The organism is Citrobacter sp. FDAARGOS_156 (genome assembly GCF_001559235.2).
Classification (GTDB): domain Bacteria; phylum Pseudomonadota; class Gammaproteobacteria; order Enterobacterales; family Enterobacteriaceae; genus Citrobacter; species Citrobacter youngae.
In genome coordinates, this window is the sequence record NZ_CP014030.2 from 3,893,035 (window position 1) to 3,916,763 (window position 23,729).

A 23,729-nucleotide genomic window follows, 5' to 3' on the forward strand; every position below is an offset into this window, starting at 1 on the left:
AGATGTGGAATCGTCCTTCCAGTTTCAGGTTTGCCCTCATCTTTTTTTACTGGCATTTTATTCAGTAGTTTTTAATCCTGGCCGTTCACCACAAGGAAACGTGCATGTCTGATAAAAATGGCACAACAGCAGTGGCTATCACTAAACCCGTACGTCGATTGAAAGTTGGCTATGTCAGAAAACGCCATGAAGATCCCAAAACGGGTTACACGCGACGAATCAGTCGGCACGCCTCACTCACGCTGAACGGCGACTGGCTGGAACAAGCAGGGTTTCCTACCGGTACGGCAGTGAGTGTGTCAGTGATGCAGGGGAAATTAATTATAGAGCAGGCCATTGAGTAACGAGGAAGGCGGGAAACAGGCCGGATGTCACTCACATCCGGCACTGATACGGTTTACTCTTCTGGCGCTTCCAGCTCGGAGAATCCACCGTGTCCTTCCCAACCGGCTAATCGCTGATAGACGGTATCAACAGCATCTTTGATCGGCTGTGTCATCGGGTAGTAAAAACCGACGATGTCCGGTTGAATGCCGAGGAAAATCACCTCACCAACGTCGTCTTTCAACTGATCGACCAGGTAATTCAGCGGCATGTTATGGGTGGTCATCATGAACATCTCGGCAATGTCATCGGGATCGATAATGCGGATTTCACCTGGGTTCAGCCCCATATCGGTGGCATCAACAATCAACAAACGTTGCGGACGCAGTTCACGGATGGCGACAATATCGTTCTCCGGCGCGCTACCGCCGTCGATGACAACCCAGTTGCCTTGAGGATTTGCAGCACACATTTCAGCCAGCAGCGGGCCCGCGCCGTCATCGCCCATCATGCTGTTACCCACACATAATAAAACGTCAGTCACGGTGTCTCCTCACCATCAGATAGATGGCGCTTTCCTGGTGGATGTCGTGCAGCATGCTAAGCATCAGCTTGCTCCACTCCTGCTGCTGCGGGGTCTGTACGGCACGCGCATCATCGAACGCGCGTGCCAGCATTTGCACATGGTTGAAATCGATAACGATCTCGCCGTATTTCGGCACACCTTCCATTTTCCGGCGGGCTTCGCTTCCCTCAGCAAGGGTAGCAATCCATGCCAGATATTCGTCCCATGGACAAGTTAACGCCGCTTCCAGGCAATCGATGATCCCAAGGTGGTGACCAATCGCCAGGCTGTAATAGACAACCTGCTGCGCCTCGGCGGGCGTCGCATCGTTCTCATCAATAAACTTACGGCTCAGTTGGCTGAACACCACCGTTTCACTCATCGGATACGCGCCTCTTCGACAACATGGTTAAGATGCGTGACGATCTCGGTCAGACGCGGATCGTTTTCCGCCTCCAGCCAGCGCGCCACCTGATGCTCGCCCTGCCCTAACTGCGTCATATAGTCATCAGCAATCTGGCGACCATAGCGGTATCCCGCCAGACGGCGAGCCTCGCGATCCACCTTCACGCGCAGCGGCTGAACCATATCCGGATGCAGAATTTCAGCAGGTTGTTCGTCCAGTTCGCCCGGCGCACGTGCATGAATTTTCTGTTCCAACAGGCCAAGCGCCATCGCAAAACCATACAGCGTGGCTGCAGGCGTTGGCGGGCAGCCAGGGATATACACATCCACCGGTACGATTTTGTCGGTGCCGCCCCATACGCAGTATAAGTCGTGGAAAATACCACCGCTGTTACCGCAGGCACCGTAAGAGATACAAATCTTCGGGTCTGGCGCAGACTGCCAGGCGCGCAGCGCCGGAGAGCGCATGGCACGGGTTACCGCGCCGGTAAACAGCAGGATATCCGCATGGCGCGGGGACGGTACCACTTTGATGCCAAAACGTTCGGCGTCAAACAGCGGAGAAAGCGTGGCGAAGATTTCGATTTCGCAACCGTTGCAGCCGCCGCAGTCCACACGGTAAACGTACGCTGAACGCTTGATGCTTTTTAGCAGCGACGCTTTCATGCTGGCAATGGATTCATCCACCGTCATCGGTACCGGAATACCGTTGGCGTCACGTGGGCCTAATAAATTGCTCATCAGCTGGCCTCTTTCATATGGCGAGTCAGTTCAATACGGTCAGACGGCACCAGGCATTTCTGGCGCTTACAGTCCGGGCAGGTCTCAAAGCTTTCACGGTGGTTTTCCGCGCGGCTATCACCGTTGTGCTTAAGCAGCGCAATGGCGTAATCAATCTCTTTTTGTACCGCAAACGGACGGTTACATACGCGGCAATTACACAGCGCAAAGCGGGACTGCTGCAGGAAATCCTCTTTCTTCCACACCGCCAGTTCATACTCCTGCGACAGCTTGATCGCCGCCGTCGGGCAAACTTCTTCGCAACGGGCGCAGAAGATGCAGCGACCGAGATTGAACTGCCACGCCAGCTCATTGGTGGCCAGATCGGTTTCTACCGTCAACGCGTTCGACGGGCACGCATTCACACAGGCCGCGCAGCCAATACACTGCTGCGGATTATGTTCCGGTTTGCCACGGAAGTTTTTATCGACCGCAATCGGCTCCAGCGGATACGACGACGTCGGCGCCCCGGTTTTGATGACTTTTTTGATAAAGGTAAACATGGCGATTCCTTATTTCAGCGGCGAGTTTTTACGCTCGATGCTGTAGCGCTCAAGTTCTTTGTACGGCACGACTTTGCTCTTCTTCTTACGTACATCGACCACGGTCATACGGTCAGTACAGGAGTAGCAAGGATCGAGGCTACCGATAATCAGCGGCGCATCGGAAACGGTATTACCACGCAGCATGTAGCGCAGCGTCGGCCAGTTGGCGTAGGTCGCCGCACGGCAGCGCCAGCGATACAGTTTCTGGTTGTCGCCGGTCATGCTCCAGTGGATGTCATCTCCACGCGGCGCTTCAGCAAAGCCCAGTGCGAAACGGTGAGGAATGTAGGTAAAGCCTTCCACCATCAGCGGGCCGCCCGGCAGGTTATCCAGACCAAAGTCGATCATATTCAGTGCGGTATAGACTTCATTAATACGAACTTTCAGACGAGAAATAACGTCGCAGCCTTGCTCGCTATGAACTTCCATCGGCAGCAGACCATAGCCGACAAACGGGTGATCGGCGCGGGTGTCACGCGCGTGGCCGCTGGCGCGAACCATCGGGCCGACGTTACTGAAGTCACGGGCAATTTCCGGATCCAGACGACCAATACCAACGGTACGCTGTTCCATGTTCGGCGTGCTGAGCAGCATATCGACCAGTTCCTGCACGTCACGACGCATCTGCTGCGCCAGTTGACGGGTCTGGATCATATCTTCTTTCAGCAGATCACGACGGATACCGCCGATCAGGTTCAGACCGTAGGTTTTACGTGCCCCGGTGAGGATCTCCGCCATCTTCATCGACGTTTCACGCACGCGGAAGAACTGCATAAAGCCGGAGTCAAAACCGGTGAAGTGACAGGCCAGGCCGAGGTTCAGCAGGTGCGAGTGCAGACGCTCAACTTCCAGTAGAATGGCACGGATCATCTGCGCACGTTCCGGCACCACGATGCCCATCGCATTCTCAACGGAGGTGGTATAGGAAGTGCTATGCGCAAAGCCGCAGATACCACACACGCGATCTGACAGGAACGTCACTTCGTTGTAACCCATACGGGTTTCCGCCAGTTTCTCCATGCCGCGGTGGACATAGAACAGACGGTAGTCGGCATCGATAATGTTCTCGCCGTCAACGAACAGGCGGAAGTGACCGGGTTCATCGGAGGTGACGTGCAGCGGACCAATTGGCACCACGTTGTTTTTCTTGTCGCCCAGTTCGTTGATGAACTCGTAGGTTTCCGCATCGGTAGTCGGCGCCGGACGCTGACGATAATCCATGCTGTCTTTACGCAGCGGATAGAGTTCGTCCGGCCAGTCATCCGGCAGTACCAGGCGACGCTCATCCGGCAAACCAACCGGGATTAAACCGTACATATCGCGCACTTCGCGCTCGCCCCAGACCGCAGCCGGAACGCGCGGCGTTACGGACGGGAACTCCAGTTTATTGGCATCGACTTCAACGCGGACGGTTATCCAGCATTTGGTGCCCTGCTCCATCGACATCACGTAGTAAACAGCGTAATGGCCGCACAGCTGGCGCTCGTCGTTACCAAACAACACGGACAACCAGCCGCCCTGTTTGTAGTACAGGAATTCCACCACTTCCGGCAGGTAGTTCACCTTGACGGTGATCGTCAGCTGATCTTTGGTCTGCCAGGCTTCATCCAGCACCACACCCGGGAAGGCCTGGTGCAGCGCAGCGAGATAGTGTTGACCTAATTTTTCTTCAGACATGCTCAAACTCTCTTAAATCACGCCACCAGCAAGGAGACGAACGCTAAAAACGCAAACCCAAAACCGGCCCAGGTCACGCGTGAAGTGGCGCAAAAACGCAGACGCGCCATGCTGTTTTCGAACAGGGCGATGACCAGCACGCCGAGGACCAGCTTGACGATGGCAATCACCAGCGCCAGCAGCAGTCCACCTGCGGTAAAGGTTTCCATCTGTCCCCACGGCAGGAACACACCGACGAACATTTGCAGAACGACCAGTTGCTTGAGGCTAATGCCCCATTTCAGCACCGCAAAACCGCTGCCGCTGTATTCGGTCAATGGACCTTCCTGCAGTTCCTGCTCGGCTTCCGCCAGATCGAACGGCAGTTTGCCCATTTCGATAAAGGTGGCGAAAGCGCAGGCGCACAGCGCCAGAATCAGCGGGATGCTGCGCGCAGCAGGCCAGTGGTAAATGGTATCGGCGATATTGCTGATATGGGTTGAACCCGCGACCTGCGCTGCGACCCACAGGCCCAGCAGCAGGATGGGTTCAACCAGCACGCCGAGCATCGCTTCACGGCTGGCACCAATGGCGGTAAACGGGCTACCGGTATCCAGACCCGCGATAGAAAAGAAGAAGCGAGCGATGGCGAACAGATAAATTAAGGTGATCAGATCGCCCAGTTGCGGCAGCGGTGAGCCAACGGTCACTACCGGCAACGCGGTGGCGATAGTCAGCATCACGCCCACCATCACAAACGGCGTCAGGCGGAAAACCCAGCTGGAATCCGCAGGCGCAATGCTCTGACGGCCGAGCAGTTTGATAATGTCGCGGTACTCCTGCAAAACGCCCGGACCACGGCGATTGTGCAAGCGCGCGCGCGCCACACGGGTAACGCCGGACAGCAGCGGCGCAACGGCAAACAGCACCAGCGCCTGAATTAACGGATATAAAACACTCATTCTCAGGCTCCTCGTGAAACCACAATCACCACCAGTACCGCCAGCTCAATCAGCGCCAGGCGACGGAACAGCACCGGCGCAGCCGCATTCTGCCAGCCCGGAACCAGTGATACCGGATTCAGCCATTTACGCAGTTTGAGTACCGGGGCAAAGGCTTCTTTGACCGGCATGGCAAAACCGTGCGCGGTAATGACCATTGACTGCTCGTGATCGTAACCACAGACCCATGCCGCACCGCGTGAACGTGACGGCAGACGGTTGCCTTTGAAAATTGCCATGATGATGAACGGCAGCAGCGGACATGCGATCAGCAGTAGCGTGATCATTGGCTGAGAAACGGTGGTGTTGGCGGTTTCCAGCGGCAGCGGAACGGCAGAGGAGATCATCGGCAGCAGCCACGGCGCAGCAACGCCGCCAATCACGCAGCAGATAGCCAGCGCAACGACGCTCACGCTCATCAGGATTGGCGCACAACAGGCATTCTCAGCTTCCTTCGTGCGCGGTGCGCCAAGGAACGTAACGCCATAGACTTTCGCCATACACATCACCGCCAGCGCGCCGGTAATTGCCAGCCCAACCGCCAGCAACGGCCCTAACAGACGACCGACAAACGCGCCACTGTTACCCAGATTGAAGAAGGACTGGTAGATAACCCATTCGCCGGCAAAACCGTTCAGCGGCGGCAGCGCGGCCATCGCCATCAGGCCAACCAGCATCGCCAGAGAGATAACCGGCATACGTTTACCGATCCCGCCCAGTTTTTCGATATCACGATGACCGGTACGGAACCAGATGCTGCCTGCGCCCAGAAACAGAACGCTTTTGAACAGGCTGTGGTTGACCAGATGGTACAGACCGCCGGTTAAACCCAGCGCAATCAGTGCTGGTTGATTAAGGGAAATCCCGGTCACGCCAGCACCCAGACCCAGCAGAATAATGCCGATGTTTTCCAGCGTGTGATACGCCAGCAGACGCTGGATGTTGTGCTCCATCAGCGCATACAGACCGCCGACAAACGCGGTAATCATGCCCAGCACCAGCAGCGTTATGCCCCACCACAGCGGCGCGTTACCGCCCAGCAGCGACAGCGACAGAATCCCCAGCAGACCCACCTTCATGACGACGGTAGAGAACAGCGCCGCAGCCGGTGCGCTGGCATTGGCGTGTGCCTGTGGCACCCAACCGTGCAGAGGAATAATCCCGGCCAGCAGGCCAAAACCTGCCACGCCCAGCAGCCAGATGTCAGACCCGAGCGGCAGCTCCTGGGTGCGCAGGTCTAGCAGACGCAGCTCCAGAGTGCCGTAACGTTGCCACACAAGGTAGCAGGCAACCGCCAGCAGCAGCGTACCAATACGTCCCAGCGCAAACCACAGTTTGCCTTCTTTACTGCATCCGGTGAGGAACACAGCACACAGCGCCATGATTTCCGCCATCACCACCAGCGTACCGAGGTTGCTGGCAACCACCGCACATACCGCCGCGGCCATCAGCAGATTGACCAGCAGGCCGTTAGCTAAAACCAGCGGATGACGATGCCAGTCAATGTTGTACAGGCTGACAAACAGACCGCACAGACCCAGCGTAATCAGCCAGATAGCGTTCAGTGGCGTCATTTGCAGACTGTGACCAATAAACGGCATCACGCCGCTGACCGCCAGCCCATTAATCAGTACGCTAAAACCCGCAGCCGCCGTATACAGGCTGCCCACTGCACCGCCAACCCCGGCAATCCAGCCACTCAACGATTTATGAAATGAAAACAGAAATGCCAGAACCGCCGCCGCTGTAAACCAGGCCACGCCGCTGTTAATTAGTGAAATTGCGCTCATTTTGCATCCCCACTCTGAGCCTGCTGAAACAAGGTGAGATCGCCGAAATCGGTGTTGAAAGTCAGCTCACGCTTACGTTTGCTGGCGCGGGCGATATCCATGTTGCTCACCAGGTGCAGGGCTTTGGTTGGGCACATGCGCACGCAGGCCGGACCAAGCTCGTCAAAACTGCACAGATCGCATTTCACCGCGATGGCGCGAACGCCCGGAACCCAGTCCAGCAGCGTGCTCACACGCGCAGGCGCCGGCGGAGCCGGAGGCGCTTTTGGCGTATTGGCGTTCGCCGGGATGTGCAGCGGACGGCTGCCGGAAAACTCTATCGCGCCGAACGGACAGGCAATCCCGCACAATTTGCAGCTGACGCACAGGCTTTCATTCAGCTGTACGGCGCCATCGACACGGTTAATCGCATTAACCGGGCAAACGGTGGCGCAAGGCGCATCTTCACACTGGTGGCAAAGCTGCGGCGCGGATTCTTTTTCATTTAACATCACTTTCAGGCGCGGCATTGACTGCAGGCCATGCTGGCGATGTGTCTCTGAGCAGGCGGCCTCACAGGTGTGGCAGCCAATGCAAAGAGTGGAGTCAGCAATTACAAAACGATTCACCAGGCATTCCTCAGGTGATAGTCATTTTTGACGAAAACATGTCTGCGAAATGTCATTTCGACATTTTTCGACATGCCCATTCCCTAAACTGTCGTGACGCAGAATGAAAGCGCATCATGACAAAACTGGGCAGCACCCGAGGCTTAAGCCGGGTTATGTCCTTCAACCAGCTGGCTTAAATTCACCGGCATATTGTTTTCAACCGCGGTGTACAAGCTGTCGTAGACGCTGGCGATTTTTTCGAGATAGTGCTCCAGCACCTGCTCGCGATCGCGGTTGCTGATACGCTCATCGACTTTACCGTCGAGGGTCAACTCTGCTTGTGCAATCAGTTGCTTATCATCACCATCTTTTGTTTCGACGTAGTACTCGATGGTGTGGCTATTGAAGCCGTCCGCCAGCGTGACGTAGATAGTGAAGTGTTCAAAAAGGACAAAGCACAAATCCTTGTCCGGCGCGCAGCTCATCGCATGATGCAAACGCGCTTTTGACAGGGTGATCCCCTGAACCAGCGAGTTGCAGTAGATACGCCACTGGTCCTGTAGGCGACGATGCCGTTCAGCGATGTAATCGGCTTTTTCGCTTATTTCCCAAATAGTCATGTCAGGTTACCCGTTTAGCAGAGATGAACAGCCTTAAGCACATTTCATGCCAAAATTAAATTACTTAATTTTCATATAGATAAAAAACCAAAGGCGGGTGACGACATGTCATTTCGTCATCGTCGTCATTGTCACGAATGAAAAAATTCAACCTGGCATGCTTATTGCTTTTGATACGGCAACTTCACAGGAGGCGGTATGCACGAAATAACCCTCTGCCAACGGGCACTGGAATTGATTGAACAACAGGCCACGCAACACGGTGCTCAGCGAGTAACTGGGGTCTGGCTCAAAATTGGCGCATTTTCTTGCGTAGAAACCAGCGCTCTCTCCTTTTGTTTTGATCTGGTATGCCGCGGGACCCTTGCAGAAGGTTGTAAACTCCACCTCGAAGAACAAGAAGCCGAATGTTGGTGCGAATCTTGTCAGCAATACGTCACGTTACTGACGCAACGCGTGCGCCGATGTCCGCAATGCAACAGCGATATGCTGAGAATTGTGGCCGATGACAGCTTACAGATTCGACGTATTGAAATAGATCAGACTCCAGCGCCGGATGGCGACGCCTAAGCGTCTTATCCAGCCTACACAAAGGGCTCGTTTGTAGGCCGGATAAGGCAACGCAGCCATCCGGCAACAGATGTATCGCAAGTAAAAAGATCAGGAGTGAGCGATGTGTACGACATGTGGTTGCGCTGAAGGCAACCTATATATAGAGGGTGATGAGCATAATCCCCACTCGGCGTTTCGCAGCGCGCCATTTGCCCCAGCGGCTCGTCCAGCGCTGAATATTACCGGTGTGAAGACCTCAAATTTCACACCGAGCCAGACCGACGAAGGCGATTTGCACTACGGTCACGGTGAGGCTGGAACCCACGCACCAGGTATGAGCCAACGCCGTATGCTGGAAGTGGAAATTGACGTACTGGACAAAAACAACCGCCTGGCCGAGCGCAACCGTGCCCGCTTTGCGGCCCGTCAGCATCTGGTGCTGAACCTTGTTTCAAGCCCGGGCTCCGGTAAAACCACACTGCTGACCAAAACGCTGATGAAGCTGAAAGATAGCGTGCCGTGCGCCGTTATCGAAGGTGACCAGCAGACGGTGAACGATGCTGCCCGTATTCGCGCCACAGGTACGCCCGCCATTCAGGTCAACACCGGTAAAGGTTGCCACCTTGACGCACAAATGATTGCTGACGCCGCGCCGCGTTTGCCGCTTGACGATAACGGTATTTTGTTCATTGAAAACGTCGGCAACCTGGTGTGCCCGGCCAGTTTCGACCTCGGCGAACGTCATAAAGTCGCCGTGCTTTCCGTCACCGAAGGTGAAGACAAACCGCTGAAATATCCGCATATGTTTGCCGCCGCATCGCTGATGCTGCTCAACAAAGTGGATCTGCTGCCGTACCTCAATTTTGACGTAGATAAGTGCATCGCCAGCGCCCGGGAAGTGAATCCGGAAATTGAGATCATCCTGATTTCCGCCACCAGCGGCGAAGGGATGGATCAATGGCTGTCATGGCTGGAGAATCAGCGATGTGCATAGGTGTTCCGGGTCAAATCCGCACCATTGATGGCAACCAGGCAAAGGTCGACGTTTGCGGTATTCAGCGCGACGTCGATCTGACGCTGGTCGGTAGCTGTGATGAAAAGGGTGAGCCACGCCTGGGCCAGTGGGTACTGGTTCACGTCGGTTTCGCCATGAGCATCATTAATGAAGCAGAAGCGCGCGACACGCTCGACGCGCTACAAAACATGTTTGACGTTGAGCCGGATGTCGGCGCGTTGCTGTATGGCGAGGAAAAATAATGCGTTTTGTTGACGAATACCGCGCACCAGAACAGGTGATGCAGTTGATAGAGCACCTGTGTGAACGTGCTGCACTCCTCCCCTACACGGCTGAACGCCCGCTGCGCATCATGGAAGTTTGTGGGGGTCATACCCACGCAATCTTCAAGTTCGGTCTCGACCAGTTACTGCCTGAAAACGTCGAGTTTATTCACGGTCCAGGCTGCCCGGTGTGCGTTCTGCCGATGGGCAGAATTGACAGCTGTGTCGAAATCGCCAGCCACCCGGAAGTGATTTTCTGCACCTTTGGCGACGCGATGCGCGTCCCGGGTAAACAAGGTTCTCTGCTACAAGCCAAAGCGCGCGGCGCGGATGTCCGTATCGTCTATTCCCCAATGGATGCGCTGAAGCTGGCCGAGGAAAACCCAACGCGCAAAGTGGTGTTCTTTGGCCTGGGTTTTGAAACCACCATGCCGACAACCGCCATCACTCTGCAGCAGGCCAAACAGCGCGATGTGCAGAACTTTTACTTTTTCTGCCAGCACATCACCTTGATCCCTACGCTGCGCAGCCTGCTGGAACAGCCGGACAACGGTATTGACGCCTTTTTAGCACCAGGCCACGTCAGCATGGTGATTGGCACAGATGCCTATAATTTCATTGCTTCAGACTTCCATCGTCCGTTAGTGGTCGCCGGTTTTGAACCGCTCGATCTCCTGCAAGGCGTGGTGATGTTAATTGAGCAGAAAATTGCCGCGCACAGCCAGGTAGAAAACCAGTACCGTCGCGTGGTACCTGACGCCGGTAACGCGTTAGCCCAACAGGCTATCGCCGACGTGTTCAGCGTGAATGGCGACAGCGAATGGCGCGGTCTGGGCGTCATTGAATCATCAGGCGTTCACCTGACACCTGACTATCAGCGCTTTGACGCCGAAGCGCATTTCCAGCCAGCGCCGCAGCAGGTGTATGACGATCCGCGCGCGCGTTGCGGAGAGGTATTGACCGGCAGATGCAAACCGCATCAGTGCCCGCTATTTGGCAAAACCTGTAACCCGGAGACCGCATTTGGCGCCCTGATGGTCTCCTCCGAAGGCGCATGTGCCGCCTGGTATCAGTATCGTCAGCAGGAGTGTGAAGCATGAACAGCGTACAACTCGCCCACGGTAGCGGCGGCCAGGCTATGCAGCAGTTGATCAACAGTCTGTTTATGGAGGCATTTGCGAATCCGTGGCTGGCGGAACAAGAAGATCAGGCACGTCTGGAACTGGCGCAACTGGTCGCTGAAGGCGATCGTCTGGCGTTTTCAACCGACAGCTATGTTATCGATCCGTTGTTCTTCCCGGGCGGTAATATCGGCAAGCTGGCAATCTGCGGTACGGCTAACGACGTGGCGGTCAGCGGCGCGATACCGCGCTACCTCTCCTGCGGTTTTATCCTCGAAGAGGGTCTGCCAATGGACACGCTGAAAACCGTCGTTAACAGCATGGCGGCAACCGCGCGCGAAGCGGGTATTGCTATCGTAACCGGCGATACCAAAGTTGTGCAGCGCGGCGCGGCGGACAAACTTTTTATCAACACCGCCGGAATGGGCGCGATCCCCGCCAACATTCACTGGGGTGCCCAGACCCTGAGCGTGGGCGATGTGCTGCTGGTCAGCGGTACGCTTGGCGATCACGGCGCAACTATCCTTAACCTGCGCGAACAATTGGGTCTTGATGGCGAACTGGTCAGCGACTGCGCGGTATTGACGCCGCTTATCCAGACGCTACGTGATATCCCCGGCGTGAAGGCGCTGCGTGACGCGACCCGTGGCGGCGTGAATGCGGTAACGCATGAATTTGCCGCATCATGCGGGTTTGGCATTGAGCTGTCTGAAGCGGCCCTGCCCGTGAAACCCGCGGTGCGTGGCGTTTGCGAACTGCTGGGTCTGGATGCGCTCAATTTTGCTAACGAAGGTAAGCTGGTGATTGCCGTTGAACGTCAGGCTGCTGAAGCCGTGCTCGCCGCACTCCACGCCCATCCTTTAGGACGCGATGCCGCGCTGATTGGTGAAGTGGTAGAACGCAAAGGTGTGCGTCTGGCCGGACTGTACGGCGTGAAACGGACCCTCGATTTACCACACGCCGAACCTTTACCTCGTATATGTTAGCAGCCAGTTGGCAGCATACTGTAGGCCGGATAAGACGCATTTGCGTCGACATCCGGCATTAACGCTGCATTATCGCCTGATGGCGCTTTGCTTATCAGGCCTACGGATTGCGTGACCAGCGAGTTCGCGGTCAGCTATCCGGCAATGATTTACGACTTATACCTATAATTCATTTACCGTTTTCGCACCGTTCTGCGGTGCTTTTCCTGGAAAAGCAATATGTCGTATACACCGATGAGTGACCTCGGACAGCAAGGCCTGTTCGATATTACTCGTACATTATTACAGCAGCCCGATCTCCCGTCTCTCAGCGAGGCGCTTTCGCAGCTGGTCAAGCGTTCAGCGCTGGCCGACTGTGCGGCTATTGTCTTATGGCAGGCACAAACGCAGCGTGCGCGTTATTTTGCGACGCGTGAAAATGGTAAACCCATCGATTATGAAGATGAAACGGTACTGGCCCATGGCCCGGTACGCCGTATTTTGTCTCGCCCCGATGCGCTGCACTGCAACTATCATGAGTTTACGGAAACCTGGCCACAGTTGGCTTCAGGTGGACTGTATTCTGAATTTGGCCACTACTGCCTGCTGCCGCTGGCGGCGGATGGACGCATCTTTGGCGGCTGTGAATTCATCCGCAACGAAGATCGTCCGTGGAGTGAAAAAGAGTACAACCGGCTGCAGACCTTTACCCAGATAGTCGGCGTCGTTGCGGAACAAATTCAGAGCAGAGTCAGCAACAACGTCGATTACGATTTGCTGTGTCGCGAACGTGACAACTTTCGTATCCTCGTCGCCATCACCAATGCGGTGCTCTCCCGCCTGGACATTGACGAGCTGGTCAGCGAAGTCGCCAAAGAGATCCATCACTACTTCGACATTGATGCCATCAGCATCGTGTTACGCAGCGATCGCAAAAACAAGCTCAGCATTTATTCCACCCACTATCTGGATGAACATCATCCGGCGCACGAACAAAGTGAAGTGGATGAAGCAGGTACGCTTTCTGAACGCGTTTTCAAAAGCAAAGAGATGCTGCTGATTAATCTGAGCGAACGCGATACGCTCGCCCCTTACGAACGGATGCTGTTCGAAACCTGGGGCAACCAGCTACAGACTCTGTGCCTGCTGCCGCTGATGTCCGGCAACACGATGCTTGGCGTGCTCAAACTGGCGCAGTGTGAAGAAAAAGTTTTCACCACCGCCAACCTGAAACTGTTGCGCCAGATTGCCGAACGCGTAGCCATTGCGGTAGATAACGCGCTTGCCTATCAGGAGATACATCGCCTGAAAGAACGTCTGGTCGATGAAAACCTGGCGCTGACCGAGCAACTGAACAATGTGGACAGTGAGTTCGGCGAAATTATCGGTCGCAGCGAAGCCATGTACAGCGTACTCAAACAGGTCGAAATGGTGGCGCAGAGCGACAGCACCGTATTGATTCTGGGTGAGACAGGTACGGGTAAAGAGCTGATCGCCAGAGCGATTCATAATCTGAGTGGGCGTAACGCCCGCCGGATGGTGAAGATGAACTGCGCGGCAATGCCTGCCGGATTACTGGAAAGCGACCTGTTTGGTCACGAGCGCGGCGCGTTTACCGGGGCCAGCACACAGCGAATTGGTCGTTTTGAACTGGCGGATAAAAGCTCGCTGTTCCTCGATGAAGTAGGTGACATGCCGCTGGAGCTACAGCCTAAGCTGCTGCGCGTACTGCAAGAGCAGGAATTTGAACGCCTGGGCAGCAACAAGCTGATCCAGACCGACGTTCGGTTGATCGCCGCCACTAACCGCGATCTGAAAAAGATGGTTGCCGATCGGGAATTCCGTAACGATCTGTATTACCGGCTGAACGTTTTCCCAATCCATTTACCTCCGCTGCGCGAGCGCCCGGAAGATATCCCACTGCTGGTGAAAGCCTTTACCTTTAAAATTGCTCGCCGGATGGGACGCAATATCGACAGTATTCCTGCCGAAGCGCTTCGTACCTTGAGCAGCATGGAGTGGCCGGGTAACGTGCGCGAACTGGAAAACGTGGTGGAGCGCGCGGTTCTGCTTACCCGAGGCAACGTGCTACAGCTGTCCCTGCCGGATATTGCCGCGTTGACGCCGTCCGCACCGCCGGTAGCCACCGAAGTTGCGCAGGATGGCGAGGACGAATACCAGTTGATCATGCGCGTCCTGAAAGAGACCAACGGCGTGGTTGCCGGTCCTAAAGGTGCTGCGCAGCGATTGGGGCTAAAACGAACCACGTTGTTGTCGCGTATGAAGCGATTAGGTATTGATAAGGATGCGCTGGTTTAGCCATTGTGGCTATACTGGGTGATAACTCAACGAAAGGAGGCAGTATGGCGGTATCAGCACGTAATCAATTAACCGGTACAGTCAGTGCAGTTGCCACTGGTGCAGTGAATGATGAAGTTGAACTGACGCTGGCTGGCGGCGCAAAACTGGTCGCGATTGTGACCCATAGCAGCCAGCAGGCACTGGGTCTGGCGAAAGGAAAAGAAGCCATTGCGCTGATTAAAGCGCCGTGGGTGACGCTGGCGACTGAAGACTGTGGCCTGAAATTCTCTGCCCGTAACCAATTTGCCGGTAGCGTTTCACAGGTAACCGAAGGCGCCGTTAACGCCACCGTACACATCAAAACTGATGCCGGTTTTGACATTGTCGCGGTCGTGACGAACGAAAGTCAGCAAGAGATGAAACTGAGCCAGGGAAGCCGGGTCATCGCGCTGATCAAAGCTTCGGCCATTCTTATTGCCACCAAAGCGTAACCGCCATCCGGTACCGGATAGTTAAATTGCCCGATGGCGCTACGCTTATCGGGCCTACGCGACAGGTGAGCCTGCGCTTGCTGGCCGGATAAGGCATCGCCGCTATCCGGCACAAAATAACCAGATTACTTCTTGCGCTGATATTTCTCAGGTAATTCCGGGACGGGACGCTTGTCATCAATCAAATGGCGAACGGTCAGAATTGGGTGACGCCAGAGCATTCTCGGCCCGGCCCAACGCATAATTTGCTTCATCTCTTCGCGTTTAGCAGGTTGATAGCAGTGTACCGGACACTGTTTGCAGGCCGGTTTTTCCTCGCCAAACACGCACTTGTCCAGGCGCTTTTGCGCATAAGCAAACAACGCATCGTAATGCCCCTGTTCATCTGAAGCTTCCGGACACTGGCTTTCGTACAGCGATATCATCTTTTGGATCGTCATTTTTTCACGAGCAATACGTTTGCCGGACATGATGCCTCCATAACTAAGTTGCATAAATAATACACCTTAATCATGAAGGCAACCAAGACCCGAGTACCGCTTACTCGTCACAACGGCTAAATAGCCCTGCGTTTATAAGGACGGTAGTGCGGTAGCCAAAAGTTATCTTTAATACTCTGCGACAGCGCGTCGTCGCTCATCTTCTCTGCCACACCCGACTGCTGTGCCGCCTTACCGACCTCAAAGGCAATGCTGCGGGTCACCTCGCAGATTGTCCCAATCTCCGGCAACAGAGCGCCTTCCCCGTTACGCACCAACGGGGAAGCATCGGCCAGCGCACGGCTTGCCGCCATCAGCATAGCCTCTGTTACGCGTGTCGCGCCGCTGGCGATAGCCCCCAGACCGATGGCCGGGAAAACATACACGTTATTGCACTGCGCCACCGGAATGGAGCGTCCATTAAATTCAATCACACCGCAGGGACTGCCGGTCGCAATGATGGCCTGTCCCTCGGTCCAGCGAATGATATCTTCTGGTCGCGCTTCCATTCTCGAAGTGGGATTCGACAACGGCATAACAATCGGACGGTCGCAGTATTGGTACATCGTGCTAATTACCTCCTGCGAGAACAATCCAGCCTGACCCGACACCCCCAGCATAACCGCCGGTTTGGCATTGTGGATCACCTCCAGTAACGACGGTGCCGGCCCCTCATACTGCCAGTCAGAAATTTCCTCGGGCGACTGCGCCAGCGGTTGCTGGAAATCAGCTAAGGCATTATTGGTGGTCATCACCAGACCGTCGCGATCCACCATAAAAATGGTCCGTCTGGCTTCAGCCTGGCTCATTCCTTCACTGATGCGACAGGCAATAATATGCCGGGCAATCCCACATCCCGCAGCCCCCGCCCCCACAATTACGATTGATTGCTGACGGAAGTCACGACCGCTGCCTCGGCAGGCAGCAACCAAAGTCGCCAGAGCCACCGACGCCGTGCCCTGAATATCATCGTTAAAACAGCACAGCTCATCGCGATAACGGTCCAGCAGCGGTACCGCGGTATGCTGGGCAAAATCTTCAAACTGCAGCAGAACGTTAGGCCAGCGCCGTTTTACGGCAGCAATAAACATTCCAATAAATGCGAAATAGTCTTCACCAGTTATGCGCGGATGACGCCAGCCGATATAGCGCGGATCGTCCAGCAGTCGCGCATTATTCGTGCCGACATCCAGTAAAATAGGTAGCGTATTCGCCGGATTTACCCCGCCACAGACGGTATAGAGCGACAGTTTCCCGATAGGAATTCCCATACCGCCAACGCCCTGGTCGCCCAGCCCCAGAATGCGCTCACCATCGGTGACGACGATGACCTTGATATGGTGCCGTGGAATATCATGCAAAATATCGTCAATACGATCGCGATCGGGCCAGGAGATAAAAACACCGCGCGCACGACGATATATCCACGAGAATTTTTCACAGGCGGCCCCGACTACCGGGGTATAAACGATGGGCAGCATCTCTGGAAGATACTTTTTCAGCAGGTAATAAAATAACGTTTCGTTGGTATCCTGGATATTACGCAGGTAAATATGTCGAGCGTTGTGGGACTCAGCCTCAAGATATTGTTGATACGCCCGTTCGGCTTGTTCATCAATATTCTCAATGGCGCAAGGCAGTAGCCCACTCAGGTTAAAGTCGTGCCTTTCTTGCTGCGTGAAGCTGCTTCCCTTGTTTAATAACGGAGATTCAAGCAGTAACTTCCCCGTAAACGGGACGTATAAAACATCGTTTGTCACGTTGCCATCCATAAATTACAACCAGATAAAAAATAAGAGCCTGCATTAGCAGGCTCTCGGGATTCAAATCAGGACATAGTTGGCAACCAGCATCGCCGCAATACCGGCCAGCGCTGGAAGCAGCGTTCTTCTGACGATCATAAACGGTGAACATTCTCCTGCTTTACTCACCGCAATAATGATTCCAGCCACTGGGGACATTGAGCGCCCCATTCCCGCCATTAACTGCATAGGCAGGATCATATTGACGGCGCTCTCACCAAATTTTGCTGCAATGGAGGGGGCCAGTCCGGAGAAGGAGAAAAAGGCGGCAACACCAGAGCCTGTCAGGATGGCGGTTACGCCCACCAGCGCGGTCATCACCAGCGTCATGCTGGTAAAGCCCAGTCCTGCGTTTTGCACTGACTGTAACAGGTAGTCCACCGCGCCAATTTTCTGCAACCCCTGGGCGTAGATATCCGCACATACCAGCAAGGAAACGATACTGGTAAACATGCTGCCCATGCCTTTGAAAAAGACCTGTAATCCTTTGCAGCTGCTTTTGAAATCACGGGTAGCCACCAGTTCAAAGAAAAATGCGACCACAGCGCCAAGGATCATCGCCGTGACTACGTCAATTTTGATGGATTTGATAACCAAAGGGCTAAAGACCAGCACCAGTGCCACCGGCAGGACCGGCAAAAGAGCATAAATCGCGGGCGCTTTGCGACCCTCTTCTTCCGCTTGCGCCACGCTTTGCGCACCCGGTACAAAGCCATCCTTTTTGTCGAAATATTTCGCGGTGAAGTAAATCACCACCGCCACGGCCAGCATAACCGCCACCGCAACCGGCATCTGGTAATGAGCAAAGTAGATAGCGCTTTCCATTCCGGCATGCTTCGCCGCCAGATTCGCCGTACCTGCCGCAGGCCCTAGATCCATAAACGCGCACAGGGCAATCATCGCGGCCGCAGAGGCTTTACTGACTCCGAGGCGCACCAGAACCGGGAAGAATGTCACCAACAGCAACATTGCCAGGCCCGCCGCACTTGAAATTGCCACGTGCAGAAGCTGCGCGCAGATGTACCCCAACGCGAGGATAAGGTAAGGCGCTTTAATTACCTGTAGCGGGCGAATGCACATATTCACCATCGCGTTCGATGCTTTGATGTGATCCATATAGCTGGCAAATCCACCCGCCGCCATGATGATAAGACCGATACCCGCAATTTGTGTGGTCAACGATGCTTTTGCAAAGCTAAAGATATCCAGCCAGGTTGACCCCGTGGATTTCGCTTTATCATAGAGAATGCTGTTTTCTGGATAAAACAGTACTGTGATGGTCAATAATGCCAGTCCAGCGAGTAATAAAACAGTTTGCGGCTGATAATTTTTAACAATTAACCATGCAGCAATAACTGTTATCACTATTGCTATAATAAACGCCGTCATAATAACAATTCCTATGCCATACAAATCTGGTAGGGTTACCCGTCATATCATCATAGCTTATGCAGGATACCGGGAAATCACATCCATATATAAGCAGTTATAATATGTACGTAAATTTATCGTATTACATACTCAAATATTGAGATTTAATTGTAATGGGTTGTGTGGTTGTAAAATACGGGAAAGGTGTTTTCCCACCTCTTTTTGTGAGTAAGATCGCAACTCATCTGAATACGGTCACATCCTCCAAAAAAGGCTGGATGCGGGTTTCCAGGATATTCATTCAATGATTGACCTCGAAAGCGTATTACCCTATAACAGCGTTGATATACAACAGCCATCGGGTGTTATCTATGTACAAAAAAAACACGTTAAGTCTGGATGAGTATAACTCACTTACTCTTAATATGGGCGATCTTACAGAATCTGAGTGCCGACTTAATGAGTACATTAATAAGCACTTCAATGAACTCCCCTATCATGGCATTGTTGATCTCTCGCAGAATGCGATGGTAAGTAAAGCTACTATCGGTCGATTCCTGAATAAAATAGGTTTTACCGGTTATGCCGCTTTCCGTAAAGCATTAGACATTACACTGTCAAAAAATAAACTATCAGCACCTTTTGAGAAAAACATCAAACTGCGTAACAATTCCAGCATCACGACAGAAAGTATTGTTACTGATTTCACGCATAAAATATCAACGTTATTTAGTCAATTTAAAAATAATATCGATATTGAAAGCCTGAATGCGTTTATCGATCTGGTATTAAACAATCAACGCCATATTTATGTCGTCGGTCCTTCATCTTCTCATGCCATGGCGACGCATTTTTGTACGTTGCTAAAGTACTTTCGCAGCGATATTACCCTGTTACCAACAGACATCAGCGAACTCCCCAAATGCCTCATCAATATCAAGGAGGAGGACGTCCTGATTGTGTTCTCTTACTATCGATTTAACCGGGTCGCGCTCAATATTGCAAAATGGTTCAGAAAAAAGAATGCCGTCGTAGTGTTGGTGACCAACTCAGAGGCGAACCCTTACGGTAAGTTCTGCGATCTGCAGTTTGTTCTCCCAAGCGACGTACATTCCATTTTTCAAAGCCGTATTCTTGGCTTCTTTTTTATCGAACTCATTCTGCATCTGGCTTATGAGAAAGGAGATAGCGAGGGGAATTTTGCCCAACTGGAAGAATTGTTCGTCTTCTTCGAAACATTTTCTGCATCGGCTCATAATACTTAGCGCTGCCAGCCGCCAGGAGAGTTATCCCGCCCGGCAGCATGACGAATCAGGCAATCTCTGCGGTTTTCACGCGATCGAACTCAGCAATTGTTTCCGCAATGAGCGCATCGTTAGCCCCGATATATGACAGCGGCTCACAGGCGGCGGTAATTTCTGCCACAGACAATGACGCGCGGATTTCCGGGCTAGCCTGTACGATCTCCATGAAGCTGTGCTCGCCGGTTGCATGCTTCAGCAGGTTTTTCACCAGGTTATAAGCGGACTCTCTGCCAATTTTGGCGGCAAGTTTCATCGTCAGCGATTCCGACATAATAAAGTGCTTCGAGCAGTCAAAATTAGCGCGCATCTTCTCTTCATTAACAATGAGATGCGAAAGCAGATTTTTTGCGCGCATCAGGCTGGTCGATAACGCATTAGAGGCCTCCGGGAGGATCGTCCAGTTCAGTACCCGCATTGAGGCGGCTCGCACATCCTGTTGATCCAGCATTGCTGGCGCGCCGGAAGCATACATCCACCCCATCCTTGCCAACGTTTGCATCATGTTACTGGCGCGCGGATTCACTTTGTGCGGCATCGTGCTTGACCCGCCGCCGCCTTCTCCTTCAAGCACTTCGGCAATCGGCGTGCGTCCCATGGTTTCGACATCGTTAGCCAGGCGACACAGCGTGCCGTGGATAAGAGCAAAAAACTGCACAACCTCAACAACCGCATCCTGGCTGGCATTATTAATCCCGCAGGGCACGTTCAGACCCAGCGCTAACATCAGCCGCTTGCGCGTTTCCATTCCCTGCTCGCCCACAGAAGCCAGGTTGCCCACCGCACCGCCAAAGAGTCCGGTAACGGCGCGCGGATACAGCTGCTGGAGCCTTGTCAGGTGGCGGTTTATCTCCGCCAGATAACTGCAAACATGCAGCCCCCACGTCGTTGCAGAGGCATCCACCGAATTGGTGCGAGCAACCATTACCGTACGAGCATGTCGTAACGCCATCGTTTTCATGGTTTCGCCAACATCAAGCAATTGCTCACGCAATAGCCGCAGCGTTTGCTGCAATCTCATCGCCATGCCTGAGTCGAGTAAATCCTGAGTGGTGCATCCCCAATGCAGAAACTGACTTACCAGCGGCGTTCCGCTGGCGGAGATCTGATCGATCAGCGGTTTTATCGCCATGCCGACCGTCTGTGTTTCCTGCGCCAGCGCTGGCCAGTCTATCTGTATTTCCCGACAGGTTTGTTCAATTTCAACGGCCGCCTGTTCAGGGATAATCCCCAACTCACTTTGCACGCGAGCGACCGTCGCCTCAAAGCGCAACCAACAACGCAGCAGATTGTCGTCAGACCATATTTCCCGCATCCTGGCCTGAGTGAACAATGATGAATAAAGGTCAGAATCAAATACCGTTGTTTGCTTCCCGTACATACAGCGCCTCTCCGGCCAATGAATGCGTGATAATCGAAAATGTGATTAATCAATTTTGCGGGATCTGTCTGCCAATTTATAGGGGAAAATAGTATTCCCACCCCAAAAATAATTATGAGAATACAACTTTCCCATTTTCAGCTTTTCTATCCAGTAGAAATGCGATGCACTTCACAGTAATTTTTAAAATGTAGATCAAATAGCCGTAACATTTCAAAAGAATCGTTCATAAAATATTAGAACCATTAATATAATAGCAAAAATAGAGATATTTATGCGTGAATAATCACATTTCATTACGAGAAAAAATGATTCCCATACCGCTGCCATTCCTTTTCCACAAACAATTATCCCGCTGTGAACTTTATTTTATGGTCAGGAAATTAATGCAAGTTTGAGGGATGACATGAAGCTAAAAAATTATTCACTAATATTACTAATGGGTATGAGTTCCTCGGCGTTCGCCTTAAACGTCTATAATAAGGACGGAAATACGCTGGATATTTATGGCCGCGTTGAGGGAAAAATTGCGAGTGGCCAGAATTCATTTGCTGGTAGCGAAAGCCGAAGCGATCTGGGTGGCCGTGTCGGTATTTATCTCACCCGGGATCTGGACCTTCTGCCAGAAACTAAAATCGTGGGGCGCCTGGAATGGCAGGTGCGTACCGAAAAAAATGATAACAATACCGGTGAAAGCGATATGGAGGCCCGTTATTCCTATGTCGGCCTGTCAAATAAAACATGGGGCGAGCTGATCACCGGGAGAACCAAGAACCCGTTGTATCAGGTGATGAAAATGACCGATAAGTATAAAAACTTCACCCCCAATATCTACAGCTATGGTATTACAACCATTGATGATTCTTACCAGTTCAACCGACAGGACGGCACCGTTCAGTGGAACGCCAAATTTGCCGGTAACGAAATCCAGCTGGCATGGGTCTCCGGTAACGGCAACAGTGATAACGAAGCGCTGGATTACGGGGCAATGGCCAGCTATCGTAAGTCTTTCAAATTTGGCGATTTTAGGATTACACCTGCGATAGCGGCCAGTCGTTACAAACGACAGGATGGCGTAGTGACCACCGATGGGCGTAATCAAAACGATCAAATTATGGGAGGATTACAACTCAGCTATAAAGCCTATGAAGTCGCGGTAACCGCATTGCGTACTTCTATTTCTCGCGATAACAAAAGCGATAATAATTATAAAGGGATGGATTCACTCATTTCCTACAATTTTGGCACCGTCAAGGTTCTCACCGGATATAGTTTTTTAAATGAAGATGGTAAAGATATTGCTGAAAAAGAAGACTGGCGTGCTGAAGCGCAATTAACATTGGCTGAAGATACGTGGTTATCATTTACTTACGATAAAGAGTTCGCCAGTAAGAACAAAAAAACCAATGATGATGCGCTCATCGTTGGGCTCCGTTATGATTTCTAAGAGATAAAAAATGAAAAAGATAACATTGCTTGCCGCAGCGACGACCCTCGCATTAAGTAGTCTCTGTGCTCACGCGGATACGTTATTAGCACCTTCCGCACATGCGAAAATGGATGGCGAGAATAAAATTGTCGCGCTTTATGGTAACTCTTTCACTTTCTATAACAATAATATTAATACCCGCCTGCGGGATTTAACGCAGTCCCTACTGCCAGACCATGCCAAAGGCTATAAGTATCGGGGGATCACGATTTCCAGCGGTCATTTAGGCTGGCAAATTGAGAATATGCGCTATCAGAACACGCTACAGAAATGGGATGTCGTCATCCTGCAGGGGAACTCAACAGAAACGATTTCAAAGAAAGAAAGTACCCGACAAAACTTCGTGGACTCTGCAACCCAAATGGCTGAGATGGCGCATAAAGCCGGTGCAAAAGTTGTCTATTTCATGACCTGGCCGAAAAAAGACAAACCCGAAGATAGCCAAAAACTGGCAGATGCTTATATCTCGATTGCGCAAAAAACGGGGGGATATGTGGCTCCGGTAGGTCTGGCTTTCGAGAAAGCACGTAAAACGCACCCAGAAATTAACCTGTATTATCATGATGGTGTACATCCTTCGATTTCTGGAACGTATCTCGCTGCCTGCGTATTCTTCGCTACCCTGTATAACCAGTCTCCAGTCGGCGGCGCGCTCCCTGTTGATACGGACATGACCCCAGCCACCGCCAAAGTGTTACAACAGGTAGCATGGGAAACCGTCACCGAGTTCCAAAAGTCATAATCACCGGGTTATTCGTTCCCAACACGCCGGCAATCGTACCGGCGTAAAACACATTATCCCCCATCTATTCCTTAGCACCCTACGCAAATAAGAATTATTTTCATTTATTTATGCCATGTGCTATATAACATAGCAAAGGCTATATTCGATGATTAATTAACCACTTTGTTGTGAGGGATA

24 protein-coding genes are annotated in these 23,729 nt (G+C 52.8%); 11 read left to right on the plus strand and 13 right to left on the minus strand.

All coding sequences use genetic code 11. The features are described 5' to 3' along the window. Positions 1–104: 104 nt before the first annotated feature. Positions 105–344 carry a SymE family type I addiction module toxin gene (locus AL515_RS19150; RefSeq protein WP_061068454.1) on the plus strand — a complete coding sequence of 80 codons (240 nt, stop codon included), beginning with the start codon at positions 105–107 and terminating at the stop codon, positions 342–344. 53 nt (positions 345–397) lie between these two features. Here the strand turns inward: AL515_RS19150 and hycI are convergent, their stop codons facing one another. From hycI to hycA, 9 genes are all read right to left on the minus strand, one after another. Then, positions 398–868, minus strand: coding sequence for a hydrogenase maturation peptidase HycI (gene hycI / locus AL515_RS19155; protein WP_003037382.1), 471 nt, complete (start codon positions 866–868; stop codon positions 398–400). Continuing rightward, positions 861–1,271 carry a formate hydrogenlyase maturation HycH family protein gene (locus AL515_RS19160; protein ID WP_003037385.1) on the minus strand — a complete coding sequence of 137 codons (411 nt, stop codon included), beginning with the start codon at positions 1,269–1,271 and terminating at the stop codon, positions 861–863. The genes hycI and AL515_RS19160 overlap by 8 nt, the downstream gene beginning before the upstream one ends. Beyond that, on the minus strand, positions 1,268–2,035 hold the full coding sequence (hycG, locus tag AL515_RS19165) for a formate hydrogenlyase subunit HycG (RefSeq protein WP_003037388.1): 768 nt from the start codon (positions 2,033–2,035) through the stop codon (positions 1,268–1,270). Before hycG ends, AL515_RS19160 begins: the two co-directional genes overlap by 4 nt. Further along, positions 2,035–2,577: a formate hydrogenlyase subunit HycF gene (gene hycF / locus AL515_RS19170; protein WP_003037391.1), complete on the minus strand. Its 543-nt coding sequence runs from the start codon at positions 2,575–2,577 to the stop codon at positions 2,035–2,037. Before hycF ends, hycG begins: the two co-directional genes overlap by 1 nt. Before the next feature lie 9 nt (positions 2,578–2,586). Next, positions 2,587–4,296, minus strand: coding sequence for a formate hydrogenlyase subunit HycE (gene hycE, locus AL515_RS19175; protein WP_061068455.1), 1,710 nt, complete (start codon positions 4,294–4,296; stop codon positions 2,587–2,589). A gap of 17 nt (positions 4,297–4,313) precedes the next feature. Further along, positions 4,314–5,237 (minus strand): respiratory chain complex I subunit 1 family protein, encoded by a 924-nt coding sequence (locus AL515_RS19180; RefSeq protein WP_061068456.1) that lies wholly within the window; start codon positions 5,235–5,237, stop codon positions 4,314–4,316. A gap of 2 nt (positions 5,238–5,239) precedes the next feature. Then, on the minus strand, positions 5,240–7,066 hold the full coding sequence (gene hycC, locus AL515_RS19185; RefSeq protein ID WP_061068457.1) for a formate hydrogenlyase subunit 3: 1,827 nt from the start codon (positions 7,064–7,066) through the stop codon (positions 5,240–5,242). Then, complete coding sequence (hycB, locus tag AL515_RS19190) at positions 7,063–7,674, minus strand: formate hydrogenlyase subunit HycB (RefSeq protein ID WP_043017341.1); 612 nt, start codon at positions 7,672–7,674, stop codon at positions 7,063–7,065. The genes hycC and hycB overlap by 4 nt, the downstream gene beginning before the upstream one ends. A 143-nt stretch (positions 7,675–7,817) precedes the next feature. Then, complete coding sequence (gene hycA / locus AL515_RS19195; protein ID WP_048213032.1) at positions 7,818–8,276, minus strand: formate hydrogenlyase regulator HycA; 459 nt, start codon at positions 8,274–8,276, stop codon at positions 7,818–7,820. Between the two features lie 198 nt (positions 8,277–8,474). Here hycA and hypA point away from each other — a divergent pair, with 198 nt between their 5' ends. The 7 genes from hypA (at position 8,475) to AL515_RS19230 (ending at position 14,984) form a co-directional block, all read left to right on the plus strand. Further along, positions 8,475–8,846, plus strand: a complete 372-nt coding sequence (gene hypA, locus AL515_RS19200) for a hydrogenase maturation nickel metallochaperone HypA (RefSeq protein ID WP_061068458.1) — start codon at positions 8,475–8,477, stop codon at positions 8,844–8,846. Between the two features lie 103 nt (positions 8,847–8,949). Next, positions 8,950–9,822 carry a hydrogenase nickel incorporation protein HypB gene (hypB, locus tag AL515_RS19205; RefSeq protein ID WP_061068459.1) on the plus strand — a complete coding sequence of 291 codons (873 nt, stop codon included), beginning with the start codon at positions 8,950–8,952 and terminating at the stop codon, positions 9,820–9,822. Further along, positions 9,813–10,085: a hydrogenase 3 maturation protein HypC gene (hypC, locus tag AL515_RS19210; RefSeq protein ID WP_061068460.1), complete on the plus strand. Its 273-nt coding sequence runs from the start codon at positions 9,813–9,815 to the stop codon at positions 10,083–10,085. Before hypB ends, hypC begins: the two co-directional genes overlap by 10 nt. Beyond that, the gene (gene hypD, locus AL515_RS19215) at positions 10,085–11,206 is read left to right on the plus strand and encodes a hydrogenase formation protein HypD (protein ID WP_048213035.1); all 1,122 of its coding nucleotides are present in this window, start codon (positions 10,085–10,087) and stop codon (positions 11,204–11,206) included. Before hypC ends, hypD begins: the two co-directional genes overlap by 1 nt. Beyond that, positions 11,203–12,213, plus strand: coding sequence for a hydrogenase maturation carbamoyl dehydratase HypE (hypE, locus tag AL515_RS19220; RefSeq protein ID WP_061068461.1), 1,011 nt, complete (start codon positions 11,203–11,205; stop codon positions 12,211–12,213). Before hypD ends, hypE begins: the two co-directional genes overlap by 4 nt. Before the next feature lie 219 nt (positions 12,214–12,432). Next, positions 12,433–14,511 carry a formate hydrogenlyase transcriptional activator FlhA gene (flhA, locus tag AL515_RS19225; protein WP_061068462.1) on the plus strand — a complete coding sequence of 693 codons (2,079 nt, stop codon included), beginning with the start codon at positions 12,433–12,435 and terminating at the stop codon, positions 14,509–14,511. A gap of 44 nt (positions 14,512–14,555) precedes the next feature. Continuing rightward, complete coding sequence (locus AL515_RS19230; protein WP_003037421.1) at positions 14,556–14,984, plus strand: TOBE domain-containing protein; 429 nt, start codon at positions 14,556–14,558, stop codon at positions 14,982–14,984. A gap of 125 nt (positions 14,985–15,109) precedes the next feature. On the opposite strand, the gene AL515_RS19235 is transcribed toward AL515_RS19230, so the two are convergent. The 3 genes from AL515_RS19235 to dcuC form a co-directional block, all read right to left on the minus strand. Continuing rightward, positions 15,110–15,454: a nitrous oxide-stimulated promoter family protein gene (locus tag AL515_RS19235; RefSeq protein WP_048213037.1), complete on the minus strand. Its 345-nt coding sequence runs from the start codon at positions 15,452–15,454 to the stop codon at positions 15,110–15,112. Positions 15,455–15,540: 86 nt separating this feature from the next. After that, a complete protein-coding gene (locus AL515_RS19240) occupies positions 15,541–17,235 on the minus strand; it encodes an NAD-dependent malic enzyme (RefSeq protein ID WP_061068463.1) in 1,695 nt (564 codons plus the stop codon). 51 nt (positions 17,236–17,286) lie between these two features. Then, complete coding sequence (gene dcuC / locus AL515_RS19245; RefSeq protein WP_061068464.1) at positions 17,287–18,654, minus strand: C4-dicarboxylate transporter DcuC; 1,368 nt, start codon at positions 18,652–18,654, stop codon at positions 17,287–17,289. A 353-nt stretch (positions 18,655–19,007) separates the two neighbouring features. Between dcuC and AL515_RS19250 the strand changes: the two genes are divergently transcribed. Next, positions 19,008–19,901, plus strand: coding sequence for a MurR/RpiR family transcriptional regulator (locus AL515_RS19250; RefSeq protein ID WP_061068465.1), 894 nt, complete (start codon positions 19,008–19,010; stop codon positions 19,899–19,901). 46 nt (positions 19,902–19,947) lie between these two features. On the opposite strand, the gene AL515_RS19255 is transcribed toward AL515_RS19250, so the two are convergent. Next, a complete protein-coding gene (locus tag AL515_RS19255) occupies positions 19,948–21,318 on the minus strand; it encodes a class-II fumarase/aspartase family protein (RefSeq protein WP_061068466.1) in 1,371 nt (456 codons plus the stop codon). A 406-nt stretch (positions 21,319–21,724) separates the two neighbouring features. Here AL515_RS19255 and AL515_RS19260 point away from each other — a divergent pair, with 406 nt between their 5' ends. Further along, positions 21,725–22,765: a porin gene (locus tag AL515_RS19260; protein ID WP_061068467.1), complete on the plus strand. Its 1,041-nt coding sequence runs from the start codon at positions 21,725–21,727 to the stop codon at positions 22,763–22,765. Positions 22,766–22,775: 10 nt separating this feature from the next. Continuing rightward, positions 22,776–23,549, plus strand: a complete 774-nt coding sequence (locus AL515_RS19265; protein ID WP_061068468.1) for a DUF4886 domain-containing protein — start codon at positions 22,776–22,778, stop codon at positions 23,547–23,549. Positions 23,550–23,729 lie beyond the last annotated feature (180 nt).